Raw genomic sequence first — 14,678 nt, forward strand, 5'->3', positions numbered from 1 at the left:
TTCAGATAAGGGAAAAATCTGAAGCCTTTTTGACATGAAAAAAACACGTTTTTCAAAACTGCCTGTTTAAGCGATCCTTTTCATCGTCATGATTATATAAATGTTTAAATTAATAATTTTAGTCTATATAAACATATATATATATATATTATGAAAACGGTGGTGAACGAAATGAAAAATCAAACAGAATCTCTTGCTGCCTACTCTAATCCTACATGGCTGCGACAGCAAATAGAAGATACGCTCCAATTTTATTATCCAAAATGCATAGACAACCAAAATGGAGGCTATTATCAATGCTTTCTTGATGATGGAACAATATGCGATTATAATACGAAAAGTTTAATAGGAACGTCCAGGTTTATTTATATATTCAGCATTGGAGCCATGATTGGCCATGCTTCTTGGTGTGTCCCTGCGATTGAACATGGCTTGAAGTTTTTGCAAGAGCATCACGTGGACAAAGAATATGGCGGATTATTTTGGAGATTGGATGGGACGAAGGTAACTGATTCCTCCAAGCTTACATATGGTCATGCATTTGCTTTTTTAGCTGTCTCCAAGGCTTATAAAGCTGGCGTAAAAGCTGCATACCCACTAATGGAATATCTTTATGATGTGGCAGAAAATTACTTTTTCGAGAAAGAACATCAATTATACCTAGATGAGTATAACAGAGATTGGAGTACTCCTTCTTCTTATCGAGGGCAAAATGCCAATATGCATATGACAGAAGCCATGATTGCTGCGTATGAAGCAACCTCGGATCCAAAGTATATAACACGAGCCCATACACTTGCTAAAAATGTAACCGTTCAGTTAACCTCTCAATCTGGCGGTTTGATTTGGGAGCATTATCATCCAGATTGGTCGATAGACTGGAACTACAAAGAACAGGTTCAATCCTTAAAAGAGTTCCGTCCAAATGGATTTATTTTGGGGCACACAATTGAATGGAGTAAATTGCTTTTAATGCTGGAAAGACATATTTCCGAGCCGTGGATTTTAGAAAAAGCAGAAGAATTGTATGGATTGGGATTTACAAAAGGCTATGATTCTTCGTATGGTGGTATCTTTTTTTCTTTAACAAAAGAAGAAAAACTTCTTGATACAGATAAAAGTTACTGGACGATTGCTGAAAGTATTGGAGCGTCGGCTCTATTTGCGAACAGAGTGGAATCTGAGTGGTATAAAAATAATTATGAGGATCTTTTCTCTTATGCATGGAAGTATTTTATCGATCAAAAATATGGTGGCTGGTATCAGCTGTTAAATCGGGAAAATCACAAATATAGCAATGTTAAAAGTCCTGTTAATAAAACGGACTATCATCCAATTGCCAACTATTTTGAAGCAATGCGAGCATTTTCTTAATATGAGGCTAACCTGAAAAAAGGATTTAGCTCTCTCAATTAGTCCGCAGCCAGCATACACTTCGCTTTCCATTGGGCGAGCGGTGAGCCTTCCTCGGAGTAAACTCCTGCGAGGTCTCACCTGTCTCGCTAATCCCATAGGAGTCTTCGTGTATTCCGGCTACTCCCTGCTTCAACTAACCAAAAACTTAGAGAAACTGTTTCTTTTCACATTTCACTATAACACTATATAGAGGTCTAAAAAGATCCCTTTATTCTTGCTTACTATTAAGCCTTTGGGTTCTTTTTTAGTTTCTTGGTGCAAATAACATGATGGAAGTGCCAATTAAACAAATCGCTGCCCCTAGCCAATCATATAGATCTGGCGTTTTTTTATCCACGCCCCATCCCCAAAGGACGGATAGAATAATAAAGACCCCTCCGTATGCTGCATAAACTCTTCCAAATGATGGAAACGATTGAAATGTAGCGATAATTCCATATAAAACCAGTATCACTCCTCCCACCAGTCCATAAAAACCTGACTTTCCTTCACGAAGCCATTGCCATATTAAATATCCTCCTCCAATTTCCGCCAATCCAGCCAATAAAAATAAAATAATCGTCATTATCCCCTATCCTTCCATGTAGAGAAATCCTTGGTCTCTTTCTTGCTTTATCTATTCATCATACCAATATACAACAAGAAAAACGACTTAATCTTTCAGCTGTATAAGTAACTTTTTTGCATCATATACGCTTTTTTCTCGTCGCTTTTGTTTTTCTAAGTCTCTCTTTCTCTAAAAAACAAAAAATGCAATACATCTCTTATCACAGAAGATGTATTGCATTTTCACTTTTTATTTATAGAATTCACCTTTATCAATCGATTGTGGCAGCTCCTCCATCCACCCTCGATTAATCAACAATTGCATTCCTTCATTAGCATATTGTAAAATCTCTGATATCACTTCCATATATTTAATGGAAATATCTTTTCGCATGGTGACAGATAGAGAATATCCCAACGTCGAAATGGCTACTTGGTTTGTTGCTGATATAAAAAACAGAATTAGTCTCTCAGAAAAAGGGGATTCAGTTGAATCTGTCACTTCATTCGTTACTGGAAACGTCGGCAAATCATCACTATCCTGCAAAATTTTATTAAATGCATGTATTTGCTTTTCCGCTAAATTTTTTCCTTTTAATAAATATTGCTTTATTTCCTTATCCATTGTAACTTGTATTAATCCATTCACAAGCAATAATCCAATACAATTCCTTTCAATTCCAAAAAATAGTTCTTGCAGTTCTAATGCATTTAAAGGTCTATTTGATCCAAATAAAGATTTTAAAACGGAAGATTCATGTTGTTTGTAATGCACTTCTTTTGGATAATTCATTTTTGGAGGACGATCATAAATACCTTTTTCCTGCATCATATTTAAAGATTTCTTATAAAGCTTTTTATCATGCATTATACAATCTTCAAAAAAGTCAACTATATCTGTTCTTGCTACTTTTGTTAGAACAGTTGCGTAATATGGAACGGTCATTTGGCCAGCACGATAAACAAAGCTAAGGGCATATAAATCAGTAAAAAGAGCTGGAGCGTTATTATTCACATCTTTTTGAGAAAATGCCTCAGGAACAGGAAATTTTTCTTCTTGAAAAACCGTTTTAATTTTTTTATTATATGCCTCTACAAGGGATAGAGCCTCTTTAACCATTTCCTTTATCAAACGATCTGTTATATGCGGAATAAAATGTTGATAAAAACAACTTAATGCTGAATTTTGTACATATGTCACCCATAATGGAGCAATTTCCGCACTTGTAAGCCCTTGGTCACGAAAACTCATCGATCCCCCTCCTTTTTCCTTATTATTGTGTATTCTTGCCACTTCTTATTCAAAACAGATTGTCTATTAAAAGACAATCTTAGCAAGTGACGAGTAATTTAGGAAAAGTTAAAAAATAGTATTTTTGCAACTAAAAAGTCAATTAATCGTCATAATGATATTCCCCTGTTTTTTTTAAACGCTTATCTGTAAATTAATGTAATTCCATCTATCCTTTTTATGGATTCCAACTAAAAATATCTTTACCGAAATACGTTTGATAAGGCGACTACAAGGGAAGAAACTACTTATGAAAAAAATGAATTTATAATTATTATAAAATAAAGTTTATATTAGGAATTTTCCCTTTTTTCTGATCAATAACATAGAAAAGTTATGGTTTTTTTATTATAACCACTTTTGTTTTGACAAACCAAAAGCATTACTATTATTATATTAAAATAACAGAGGAGGTTTCAACATGTCAGAAATAAATAAACAGAAAATTGTGGACAGTGTTCCTCAAAAGGGATTTTTTGGACATCCTAAAGGATTATTCACACTGTTCTTCACAGAGTTTTGGGAAAGATTTTCGTATTATGGAATGCGCGCCATTCTCGTCTACTATATGTATTACGAAGTATCAAAAGGCGGCTTAGGCATTCAAGAGAACACAGCGCTTGCCATAATGTCTATCTACGGATCACTTGTATATATGTCAGGTATTATTGGTGGTTGGTTAGCTGATAGAATATTTGGGACAAGCAGAGCTGTATTTTACGGTGGAATATTTATTATGCTTGGACATATTGTACTTGCAGTGCCAGGTAATATTTCCTTGTTCTTCACAAGTATGGTGCTTATCGTAATTGGTACAGGTTTATTAAAACCAAATGTTTCAAGTGTTGTTGGGGAAATTTATCACGAGAAAGATGACCGTCGTGATTCGGGATTCAGTATTTTTTACATGGGGATTAACCTCGGTGGGTTTCTGTCTCCCTTAATAGTCGGAAAAATCGGAATGGATTATAACTTTCATTTAGGATTTGCATTGGCAGCTATCGGTATGTTCATTGGTTTATTAGTATTTATATTTACAAAGAAAAAAAATCTTGGGCTTGCTGGAACTGTTGTCGCTAATCCACTTTCTTCCAGTGAAAAGAAAAAAGTTTATTCTATTATTGGTATAGGTATTCTTATACTTGCTATTATTCTGGCGGTTACTATCCCAGCAGGATATTTAACCTTTCCTAGATTTATTGCATTAATCGGTATATTAGGTTTTCTTATTCCTACCATTTATTTTATTATTATGTATCGCAGTCCAAAAACAAACGCTGTGGAACGTTCTAGACTTCTTGCTTATATTCCTTTGTTTTTAGCTGCTGTCATGTTCTGGGCTATACAGGAACAAGGTTCAACGATTTTAGCTAACTATGCGGATAAACGCACACAGCTTGAATTTGCAGGGATGACCATATCACCAGCATTTTTCCAATCATTAAACCCATTGTTTATCATCATTTTAGCACCAGTTTTTGCATGGTTTTGGGTGAAACTTGGAGCTCGTCAGCCATCCATTCCAAGAAAATTCTCTTTCGGACTACTATTTGCAGGTATTTCCTTTTTAGTTATTTTACTCCCAGCTTATTTTGGCGGAGCAAATTCTTTAGTAAATCCTTTATGGCTTGTACTCAGCTACTTTATCGTTGTTATTGGGGAACTTTGTTTATCTCCAGTAGGATTATCTGCTACAACCAAACTGGCACCTGCCGCATTTTCAGCACAAACAATGAGCCTTTGGTTCTTATCAAACGCTGCAGCACAGGCATTAAATGCTCAGCTCGTTAAGTTTTATACACCAGCAACGGAAATGATGTATTTTGGAATAATCGGAGGAGCTTCTATTCTTTTAAGTATTATTCTATTTATCATTTCTCCAATGATTCAACGTTATATGAAGGGTATAAAATAAAAATCCCTTTCAAAAAGAACCTCATCTTTTATTAGATGAGGTTCTTAGCGTATTGAGAGAGAAAAACTGCAACATTTTAGTTAGTTTTCTATTATAAAGGGAACTACTCTTCCTTCATTTACATTAATTAGTCCGTAGTCGGTAATTTTTAAAGCAGGGCTGACTGGTAAGGATAAAGTACTTAAAGACATGATAATATTATAATGCTCGTAGCCTAATGATCTTAACGATGTAGTCAATTCCTCCACTTGTTTCGAAATAATATCCAAAGGTTCTTCTGACAAAATTCCTCCAACAGGCAATGGAACCATCGAAAGAACTTCTCCGTCCTCAACACAGCAAATTCCGCCTTGCTGTTTAATCACTTCATTTGCCGCCTTTACCATGTCTTTCTTATTCTTTCCTACTACTAACAAATTATGATTATCATGGGAATAAGTAGTAGCAACTGCACCTCGTTTTATTATATCGCCACTAATTAATCCAAATGCAGAGTTTCCATTTTTTCCATATCGTTCAAATGTTTTAATTAAACAAGACGAACTGTCTTCCCACTGAAGCTGACCCTCTTTAACAGCAAAATTACCCTGCTTTTCCTCTGTAAAAGTGGAACCGTTCTTTACATGGATAATTCGCCCATTCACTTTTCCTTCCGTTTCCACTAAACGAATCGTAAAATCATCTTCCGTTAACTCATTAAGCTTAACGCTTTGATAAAATTGCTCGGGAAATTGTCTGCTTATGCTCGGCTGATTGCAAACCTCCGAACAATCATACACTTGCATACCCTTTTTATACACTTTTTCTATTTCAAAATTGGCAAGATCTGAAACAAGGAGAAAATCTGCCACTTTCCCAGAAGCAATTGCTCCTCTATCATACATTCTCATGCGCTGTGCAGCTGTATAGGTACAGGCATAGATTGCTTTTTCAGGAGTCATTCCCATTTTTATTGCCTTTTTTAATAAAACATTCAGATGCCCTCTATTTTGCAAGGAATCTGCCATCACATCATCTGTTACAAAACAAAAATGCTCGTCCACCTGATGTTCCTTAAGGTAGTCAATCACTTCTTTTGTCATTGATTTTTCTTGAATCTCCAAGAACATTCCTGCTGCTATTCGCTCTTGCATTCCTTCAACTGATTGATGCGTATGATCAGAGTTAACTCCAGCAAAAATTAATGTCTGTAACTCTAAATCTAGCAGCTTTGGCACATGCCCTTCAATAATTAATTCAGGATAGTTTTTTCGTATATGGGATAATATCTTATTTGTTTTACACTGTGGGTCTGTAATGACATCATAATAATTCATGATTTCACCTAAACATTTAATTTGCTCCGTTTCCATTAACTCATCAATATCCTGAATCTCAATCGCGCCGCCAGTAGTTTCCATTGAGGTCGCTGGAACAGAACTTGGAATAGCATAGAACATATCAACTATACAGTTCTTGCTCGCCTTTACCATTTCCTTTACTCCTGCTATTCCAAACACATTCGCCATTTCATGCGGCTCCGGTACGATTGTCGTTACACCATTTTTTATTAATCCAAAGGAAAAAGTAGCAGGTGTTACCATCGTGCTTTCAATATGCAAATGAATATCAATTAAACCAGGTATCATATATTTCCCACTGCCATCTATTACTTCTTTTGCTTCGAAAGTTTCCAGTCCACGGTTTCCAACATAAAAGAATTTTCCATTTTTAATTGCTGTATTCCCTTTTATAAATTTTTTATAATAGCTGTTATAGACAAAAGCATCTATTACAAGCATATCCATATTCATTTTATTCCTCCCAGCTAATCTACTAGCACCATCTGATCTTTTGGAATAACAAGTATTACTTCCTGGCCCGTATAATATGGATTTGTCATCTCCTTATTTACCGTGAAGTCTCCAATAGCCGTCTCAACTACATATTGATAGCTTCTTCCAAGAAATGTCTCAACGCTTATTTTCCCAACTACTCCATTAGCCGGGAGAGCATTTTGTCCTGTATTTTCTATTAAAATCAAATCGTCAGGCCGAATAGCCCCTATTTTTTTATTCGGATTACTCATATGTTCATGCTTATTGATAGTTAATGTTAATCCTGAGATAGAAAGTTCAATCTCTGTTTTACGATCTATTCTTTTCTCGAATTCAATAAAATTCTTAAATCCAATAAAATCTGCAACAAATTTCGTTTCAGGATATTTATAAATAGTAGCCGGGTCGCTTAATTGTTCAATTTCCCCTTTATTCATAATTGCTACTTGATCTGAAATAGAAAAACATTCTTCTTGATCATGTGAAACATATACCGTTGTTATGCCCAATTCTTGTTGAATACGACGTATCTCCACCCGCATATTGACTCTTAAATTGGCATCAAGATTACTTAAAGGCTCATCAAATAATAAAATATCTGGTTCAATTACTAATGCTCTTGCAATTGCCACACGTTGTCGCTGCCCACCAGAAAGCTCCTGTGGATAACGTTTCTCAAAGCCTTTAAGATTTACAATCTCCAGCATATTCAAAACACGCTTCTCTATTTCACTTTTCCCCATCTTTCTTAACCGGAGTCCAAATGCAATATTATCGAATACTGTTAAATGAGGAAATAAAGCATAATTCTGAAAAACAAAGCCAAAGTTCCGTTTATTCACTGGCACTTTTGTATAATCCTTCTCTTTAAATAAAAATTTCCCTTGATTTGCCTGTAAAAATCCCGCTATTAAACGTAGTGTGGTTGTTTTTCCACAACCACTTGGTCCTAGAAGGGAAACAAGCTTTCCTTTTTCTATCTCTAGATTAAAATCTTTTAAAATATCTTTTTTGTTATAAGCTACAGAGATATCTTTTAAAGTAAACAAAGCCATTTTCTTCATCTCCCTTTATCCTTTTGTAAAATATGACAATCCCATAAGCCTTTCCACCACAAACATGAAAAAAGCTGTGATAAGCATAAGCAATACCGAAATTGCCGCAATAGTAGGATCAAAATAGTTTTCTACATATAGCAGCATTTGAATAGGAAACGTACTTACACCTGGCCCGGTCATATAAACAGAAATATCAACATTATTAAATGACTCTAAAAAAGCAATCATAACTGCAGCAACAATACCTGATTTAATATTAGGAAGAACTATTTTAAAAAACGTTCCTATTTTGCTTGCACCAAGACTCACCGCTGCTTCTTCTATTGAAAAATCAAAATTTGTCAAACTAGAAGAAATAACTCGTATAATAAATGGGAGCATTATAACGGTATGTCCGATAAATAATCCTGTGTAAATAGAAAACTGGTAGGTAACTACCATATAGCGCAAAAAGGAAAATCCTAATACGATGCCAGGAATTAATATTGGCGAAATAAAAATGGCATTCACTAGATTTTTTCCTTTAAAATCAAAGCGGCTTAATGCATATGCTGCTGGCACACCTATTAATAGCGCTAATAAATTTCCTGCTAGTGATACAAGAATCGATGTCTTAAATGTATTTAAAAACATCTCTACTTTAAAAATATTTTCATACCATCTTAATGAATAATTTTCTGGAGGGAACTTCAAAATATTCCCTCCCTCAAATGAAGTAATAGATATAATTAGCAATGGCCCTAGTAAGAAAATAAATACTAGAAATGTAAACAGGGCCAATCCTCTATTTTTTTCCTGCATACACCTCTACCCCTTTGGATTTAATTTTTTGGATGCACCATTCATAATTGAAATAATAATAAATGTAATCACAATCATAATGGTTGCAACAATGGAAGCTAGTTTCCATTCATTTAATGTAATCGCATTTTGATACAAAAATGTTGAGATCACCCGTTGTTTTCCACCAAGCAATGCAGGCGTTGTGTATGCTGTAAAACTTCCTACAAAAACCAAAATACTGCCAATCACTAAGCCAGGCACACATAACGGAACAACGATTTTTAAAAACACACCTAATCTGGATGCACCAAGACTTTCGGCAGCTCGCAACAAATCAGAATCAATATTTTCCATTACCCCTACTAGTGTGACAATTACTAATGGTAAAAATAAATGAACTAATCCAATAATAATAGCTGTTGGGGTATACAATATATCAAGAGGCTTCTCGACTAACCCTATACTTAGTAATAATTTATTAAGTACTCCGTTTTTCCCGATTATCACCATCCAGCTAAAAGATCGAACAACAGGGCTTGTTAATAACGGAAATATCGTTAACAATAATAAAATCGTTTTTTTTCTTGTTTTCAGCTTGGAGATAAAATAAGCTGTTGGAAATCCTAATAAAAGACATATTATTGTCGTTACTAAACTGACTCGTAAGGTTGTCAGCAAAATTCTAATAAAATAATCATCTTTAAAAAAATCTGTATATCCACTTAATGTGAAATTCCCTTTATCATGAAATGTCGTACCAATCATAGCAAGGATAGGAATTATCAAAAAAATGGTAAGAAACAAAATGCCCGGTAACAGCAACAGACACAGATATCTTTTTTTCAACCGTTTAACCCCCTGTCTATAAATTTATGAATTCAATACCGTGATAAATAGTTCAAAAAAAGCTTCTGAATCAACTTGTAAGCAAACCTGTAAATTTGCTGGTCTTTTTAAACGATTTTGAAAATCACATATTAACTGTCCATCACAAAGTTCACTTTTTGTTTCAACATCCACATAATGTTTTTGGCTCGAAACTAAGTTCCTGTTTAATGCAATTCCTACTGCTAAAGGGTCATGCATAGCACAAGCACGTATCCCATAACGTTCCATATATTTTTGCTGGTAATCAGATGTGCTCTCATTTATATAGTCAGCTAATTTCTTATCTTCCAGCAACTGAATATGTTCCTCGGTTAATAATGCTTTTCTTGTAACATCCAATCCTACTTGCAGGATGGAATCAAAACCAGCATGCAAGACAATTTTAGCTGCTTCTGGATCTACAAACGTATTAAACTCAGAGGTTGGCGTTACATTGCCAACTCCTTTTATTACTCCACCCATAAAGATTACTTCTTTTACATGTTTCGTAATTTGCGGACATTTTTTAACTGCTAACGCTAAGTTAGTAAGTGGACCTGTAAGAACGAGTGTCACTTCTCCTGAAAAGCTTAGAATAGAATTAATGATAAAGTCAGGCGCAAATCCTTCACTATATTTATTTGTAATAGGAACATCCTTTAGAGCACCGCCTAGTCCATCTTCTCCATGTATTCGATGTTCGAAAAATGGTTTTCTCATAATAGGAGATTCCGCTCCTTTAATAACAGGGATGTCCTCTACCTTTAACAAATCCAGTATCTTACAAGTATTTAATGTTGCGTTGTCTAAGGAAACATTTCCGTTTACGGTCGTAATTCCTAATACATCAAATTCGTTGCTTTTTATTGCAAGGAGGATGCCTATTGCATCATCTATTCCTGTATCCACATCGAGAATTAACTTTCTTTTCATTACTGTCCCTCTTTTCTTACTGAACTAGCTCTCGATTCCAACGATCAATCCAGCCTTTTAAATTTTTATTTACAAACTTCATATCTAATATGTGTAAACGATTAATTACTTCTTCCCCGTATGTTAACCCTGTTGCTTCTTCATCTGTAAGCTTCACTTCTTTATTTACTGGTGAATCCACTTTGTTTTTCGCTGATTTTTCTTGCACTTCTTTTCCTAAAATATAATTAATGAATTTTTCGGAAAGTTCTTTTTGGTCTGATCCTTTAATGATATTTACCGTATTCATTACTCCATATCCACCTTCTGACGGAGTAACAAATTTTGCATTTGGAACAGCTTCCTGTAAACTACCAAAATACATTCCCATAATTGGACCAGCAGCAATTTCACCTTGTGAGAACATATTTACGAATTCTGATGTTTGGCTATACTCTTTTACCACACTCGGCATCAATGTTTTCAGCTCACTAAACGCTGTATCTTCGTTAAATGTACTGCTTCCGCCAACTGTTGAAGCTGCATCCAAAAACATTGGGCCAGTCGTTGATGTAATGCTAGGAATCGTTATTTTTCCTTTTAAGTCTTTACTCCATAAATCTTTCCAAGCAGTTATTGGTGTTTTCACTTCATCAGGATTGTATGCAATACCAAACTGCGCAATCGTATAAGCTGGTCCATAATCTTCCCCAAGCGGTGCTTTTGCTACATCGTAAATATTGTTTAAATTAGAAAGCTTTGAATGATCGATTGTTTCAAATAAATTATCTTCAATTCCTTGCTGTGCATAATAATCTGAAAGAAAAATAATATCTACTTCAGAGTTTCCTTGTCTAATTTTATTTAATCTGTCTGCATTATTTCCAGTATCTAATACAATGTCTACATTATTTTCCTCTTCGAATGGTTTATACACCTCTTTATTAAAGAACTCTTCATTAAATCCCCATGTAGAAACTACTAATTTTTGTTTGGTATCTTTTGAACCTTCGTCTGAACCACAAGCTGCTAAAAGAAACAGTGATGCCATTATAAGTAAGCTGATTAGTTTTTTCATTTCTTCCATCCTCCAATATTTTGTTTTTTCTGTTAATTTAGAAACATTATTCATTTTCAGTCTTCCCTTTTTTATTACGAAACATCAAGGGTAATCTAAATAATGAACCACCTCCATAAAGCCTTTTTCTAATAAAGTAAAACAAAAAAAGACAATCTTAAATAGAATGGTTATTCTACCCAAGATTGTCTTTTCTTTGTAAACAAAGCGAAAACTTATCATTTGGTTATTCTATATATGGCGTTCCGTTCAGATTTATCCGATTGGAAATCCATTCTTTATTTTTTATTAAGGACTATATTTGTAAAAGCAAATTGAGTGCATGCATCATAATCTCTTAATATTGCTTCAATACTCCAATTTGTTTGTTCCTCAAGCATTTGTCTTAATTTCTTCTTAAATAAAAGGGAAAGATGAAAATCAACTTCTTGCTTTAAACTGGGAACTTCACCTTCTAATGCAGCAGATCTTGATGCACGAGGATGTTTAGCTTGTAAGCTAATTACATTCTGATCGACTGTTACCTTTAACAATGTTGTACCAGCTCCGAATAATTCCTTCGATACCTTATTGTAGATTAACGAAAGAAACCTTTTTGTCTCAGTAGAATCTATGACAAATCACCTGCCAAACAATTATATGGATTATTATACATATAATAATCCATATATACAAGATAATGTGCGGAATTTATTTAAAAAAATATAATATATATATATCACATCTACATAATACTTCCATTTCCCGAACATTATAGGATGATAGATGTAAATAATTTCATAATCTATCTATTTTTTAGAACTATTTCACTTAATTTTATATTCTATTCGTTTTTACTAAATAAAGCGATATTATTGTCAGAATTTCTAACAATATTTTTAATTCTATTTTTTTGAGAAAAAAGATTATTTCCGTAAAATTCATGCTATTGAAAAATAATTTAATTTCCTTTTAGGATGCTCACATTCCGCAGGCTTCACTCCTCAGCCAAAAATCCTTTAGGTTTCTCCAGTCTCGCTGTTCTATGCAGGAGTCTCACACCTTGCACTCCGATTAACCTTATTCAACAAAAATCCGGGACAAAATATTCCAGCAGAAGATAAACCCGAACCATGATACGAAGATGTAAAAATATTTCGTATCATGGTTTCGGTTTTTTATTGATGTAAAAAAGAAGATTTGTGGTAATCCCCCTCAGCCTGAATACACTTCGCTTTCCCCGGGGTGGGAGCTCTGAGCCTCCTCGGCGTTGCCTTGCGGGGTCTTTAGCCTTCCCACATTTCCCGCAGGAGTCTTCGCACCCTTCGTTACAAGTAACCTGTTCTAGAATAAGTTCTTGTCTTCGAATTTCACTACAAGGTATGATGACTAAACACTAGTAGCGTTGATTTTTTATGTTATTATCCAACGTTGTTTTACCGAAATATTCCACTTTTAGTCTATTTCTATTATGTGGATGTTTTTACCAGTTCGACGACAGCAACTAATGGAGCAAAACGGCTTGATTGGAGTGTAAGGTGCGAGACTCCTGTGGGATTAGCGAGACAGCTGAGACCTTGCAGGCCAAGGGCCGAAGCGGCTAAAGCCGAGCCTCACGGAAAGCGAGCATCCTGAAACGGAAAGAAAGCCCCTATTTATAAGAAATAATGTTTGCAAAAAAAACACCCAAAAACACGAATCAATCAGCACCCTTTTCTCATTGATCTAAATCAAGTTATGCTAATACATGAAGAGGAATGTATAACAGCGAAGTTTGAGTTAACTCTATTAAAAAACATTATAACCAGTATAGGGAGCTAACCATTTACATGCTAAATTAGAGCATGTAAATCTTTACCTATTATCTATTTAGTTATGTCTCAGCCTCTTATTAAATCTATTTAAAACAATTAACCATTTAGAAAAAACCCAAAATAAAAAACCTCCAAATGGAAGTTTCACATTAAAACTATTATATTTTTTAAAAAGGTTACATAATAGATATTTTCTGAAAACCATTTGTTTTTGTATCCTTTTCCATTGTTCGTCTTAATACTTTCAGTGCACGATGCTGGGTAATCTTCACTTTGCTTTCTGTCCATCCTAGATAGGCTGCTGTTTCAACAATAGACATTTCATACATATATCGGATAATAATAACCATACGTTGATCATCAGTGCAAAATTGAAGACAATCGTTGATCCAATGCCAAACCTCTTTTCGCATAGTAACTTCTTCTGGCAATGCACGATCATCTTTCATTTCCATAAAAAACGATACATTCGTATAAAAGTTATGAAGATCTATTCCCTTTTGCTTCCGAAAGTGGTCTACAGCAATATTTTTTGCAATTTTATATAACCAAGTTTTTTCACTGCTATTCCCTTTAAAATTACTTTTTGTTTTTAACACTCGCATAAATACTTCTTGGGCTAAGTCCTCCGCTTGTTCTTGATTAACCCCCATAAATACTAAAAAGTGCAAAACATCATGGTTATATTTTACATATAACTCTTCTATAGAAGACACACTCTCTCCCCCTATAAGAATGCAGCCATTGCATAACTGACTTCTATTCGTTTCTCTATTTCCTTCATTCCAAAAAGGATATGTTATCCAATTGAATTTTTATTTATATATACTTATTACAAAATGGAACAAGAAACAAATATTAGTTTGTATGCATATCCATATTATTTGATGCCATTTCACTTTTTATTGTATGAATTTGATACAAAGAGGCGTTTTCTTTTATAGTAGCTATTTCTTGTACTAAAAAAAGGTTTAAATAAAAAAGCAAACTTGCTAAAAACAAAAACATGAATAAAACCGAGACAATGCTTCTATTTACATCTGTTTTCATATGTATTTCCCCTTTAATCTATTTATTACTAACTATACGTTTTAATGTAACGAAAAGTTACAAAAAAGTAACATCTTTTTATTATTAATGTAATATTATTGTAACATAAATAAAAGGAAAATAAATGATCATTTTTACATTTTTTTCTTATA

The 14,678-nt window shown here is 34.2% G+C and carries 13 protein-coding genes; 2 read left to right on the forward strand and 11 right to left on the reverse strand.

Annotated elements, in window-relative coordinates:
* Positions 1-171: 171 nt before the first annotated feature.
* Entirely contained in the window at positions 172-1,374 is a 1,203-nt protein-coding gene (locus AC5LWL_RS17845) for an AGE family epimerase/isomerase (protein WP_493435565.1), read from the forward strand.
* Positions 1,375-1,660: 286 nt separating this feature from the next.
* On the opposite strand, the gene AC5LWL_RS17850 is transcribed toward AC5LWL_RS17845, so the two are convergent.
* The gene (locus AC5LWL_RS17850) at positions 1,661-1,981 is read right to left on the reverse strand and encodes a YnfA family protein (RefSeq protein WP_493435566.1); all 321 of its coding nucleotides are present in this window, start codon (positions 1,979-1,981) and stop codon (positions 1,661-1,663) included.
* Between the two features lie 231 nt (positions 1,982-2,212).
* Positions 2,213-3,214: a DUF3231 family protein gene (locus AC5LWL_RS17855; protein ID WP_493435567.1), complete on the reverse strand. Its 1,002-nt coding sequence runs from the start codon at positions 3,212-3,214 to the stop codon at positions 2,213-2,215.
* A gap of 460 nt (positions 3,215-3,674) precedes the next feature.
* Here AC5LWL_RS17855 and AC5LWL_RS17860 point away from each other — a divergent pair, with 460 nt between their 5' ends.
* Positions 3,675-5,168: a peptide MFS transporter gene (locus AC5LWL_RS17860; protein WP_493435568.1), complete on the forward strand. Its 1,494-nt coding sequence runs from the start codon at positions 3,675-3,677 to the stop codon at positions 5,166-5,168.
* 80 nt (positions 5,169-5,248) lie between these two features.
* Here AC5LWL_RS17860 and AC5LWL_RS17865 read toward each other — a convergent pair whose 3' ends face one another.
* From AC5LWL_RS17865 to AC5LWL_RS17905, 9 genes are all read right to left on the reverse strand, one after another.
* Complete coding sequence (locus tag AC5LWL_RS17865) at positions 5,249-6,961, reverse strand: adenine deaminase C-terminal domain-containing protein (protein ID WP_493435569.1); 1,713 nt, start codon at positions 6,959-6,961, stop codon at positions 5,249-5,251.
* Positions 6,962-6,975: 14 nt separating this feature from the next.
* The gene (locus AC5LWL_RS17870) at positions 6,976-8,040 is read right to left on the reverse strand and encodes an ABC transporter ATP-binding protein (protein ID WP_493435570.1); all 1,065 of its coding nucleotides are present in this window, start codon (positions 8,038-8,040) and stop codon (positions 6,976-6,978) included.
* Positions 8,041-8,055: 15 nt separating this feature from the next.
* On the reverse strand, positions 8,056-8,844 hold the full coding sequence (locus AC5LWL_RS17875; protein ID WP_493435571.1) for an ABC transporter permease: 789 nt from the start codon (positions 8,842-8,844) through the stop codon (positions 8,056-8,058).
* A 6-nt stretch (positions 8,845-8,850) separates the two neighbouring features.
* Positions 8,851-9,672 carry an ABC transporter permease gene (locus AC5LWL_RS17880; RefSeq protein WP_493435572.1) on the reverse strand — a complete coding sequence of 274 codons (822 nt, stop codon included), beginning with the start codon at positions 9,670-9,672 and terminating at the stop codon, positions 8,851-8,853.
* 24 nt (positions 9,673-9,696) lie between these two features.
* Positions 9,697-10,626: a nucleoside hydrolase gene (locus tag AC5LWL_RS17885; protein ID WP_493435573.1), complete on the reverse strand. Its 930-nt coding sequence runs from the start codon at positions 10,624-10,626 to the stop codon at positions 9,697-9,699.
* A gap of 16 nt (positions 10,627-10,642) precedes the next feature.
* Positions 10,643-11,683 carry an ABC transporter substrate-binding protein gene (locus AC5LWL_RS17890; RefSeq protein WP_493436652.1) on the reverse strand — a complete coding sequence of 347 codons (1,041 nt, stop codon included), beginning with the start codon at positions 11,681-11,683 and terminating at the stop codon, positions 10,643-10,645.
* A 278-nt stretch (positions 11,684-11,961) separates the two neighbouring features.
* Positions 11,962-12,297, reverse strand: coding sequence for a DUF2294 domain-containing protein (locus tag AC5LWL_RS17895; protein ID WP_493436653.1), 336 nt, complete (start codon positions 12,295-12,297; stop codon positions 11,962-11,964).
* A gap of 1,355 nt (positions 12,298-13,652) precedes the next feature.
* Positions 13,653-14,192 carry a sigma-70 family RNA polymerase sigma factor gene (locus AC5LWL_RS17900; RefSeq protein WP_493435574.1) on the reverse strand — a complete coding sequence of 180 codons (540 nt, stop codon included), beginning with the start codon at positions 14,190-14,192 and terminating at the stop codon, positions 13,653-13,655.
* Between the two features lie 142 nt (positions 14,193-14,334).
* On the reverse strand, positions 14,335-14,526 hold the full coding sequence (locus AC5LWL_RS17905) for a hypothetical protein (protein ID WP_493435575.1): 192 nt from the start codon (positions 14,524-14,526) through the stop codon (positions 14,335-14,337).
* Between the last annotated feature and the right edge of the window lie 152 nt (positions 14,527-14,678).

It is taken from the genome of Niallia sp. WK069_GA_01, assembly GCF_983173855.1.

Bases quoted from the DNA above. Each gene is read 5' to 3' on its own strand.
- AC5LWL_RS17890 (WP_493436652.1), bottom strand. From the start codon at position 11,683: ATGAAAAAACTAATCAGCTTACTTATAATGGCATCACTGTTTCTTTTA.
- AC5LWL_RS17885 (WP_493435573.1), bottom strand. From the start codon at position 10,626: ATGAAAAGAAAGTTAATTCTCGATGTGGATACAGGAATAGATGATGCA.
- AC5LWL_RS17875 (WP_493435571.1), bottom strand. From the start codon at position 8,844: ATGCAGGAAAAAAATAGAGGATTGGCCCTGTTTACATTTCTAGTATTT.
- AC5LWL_RS17855 (WP_493435567.1), bottom strand. From the start codon at position 3,214: ATGAGTTTTCGTGACCAAGGGCTTACAAGTGCGGAAATTGCTCCATTA.
- AC5LWL_RS17845 (WP_493435565.1), top strand. From the start codon at position 172: ATGAAAAATCAAACAGAATCTCTTGCTGCCTACTCTAATCCTACATGG.
- AC5LWL_RS17850 (WP_493435566.1), bottom strand. From the start codon at position 1,981: ATGACGATTATTTTATTTTTATTGGCTGGATTGGCGGAAATTGGAGGA.
- AC5LWL_RS17865 (WP_493435569.1), bottom strand. From the start codon at position 6,961: ATGAATATGGATATGCTTGTAATAGATGCTTTTGTCTATAACAGCTAT.
- AC5LWL_RS17870 (WP_493435570.1), bottom strand. From the start codon at position 8,040: ATGGCTTTGTTTACTTTAAAAGATATCTCTGTAGCTTATAACAAAAAA.
- AC5LWL_RS17905 (WP_493435575.1), bottom strand. From the start codon at position 14,526: ATGAAAACAGATGTAAATAGAAGCATTGTCTCGGTTTTATTCATGTTT.
- AC5LWL_RS17860 (WP_493435568.1), top strand. From the start codon at position 3,675: ATGTCAGAAATAAATAAACAGAAAATTGTGGACAGTGTTCCTCAAAAG.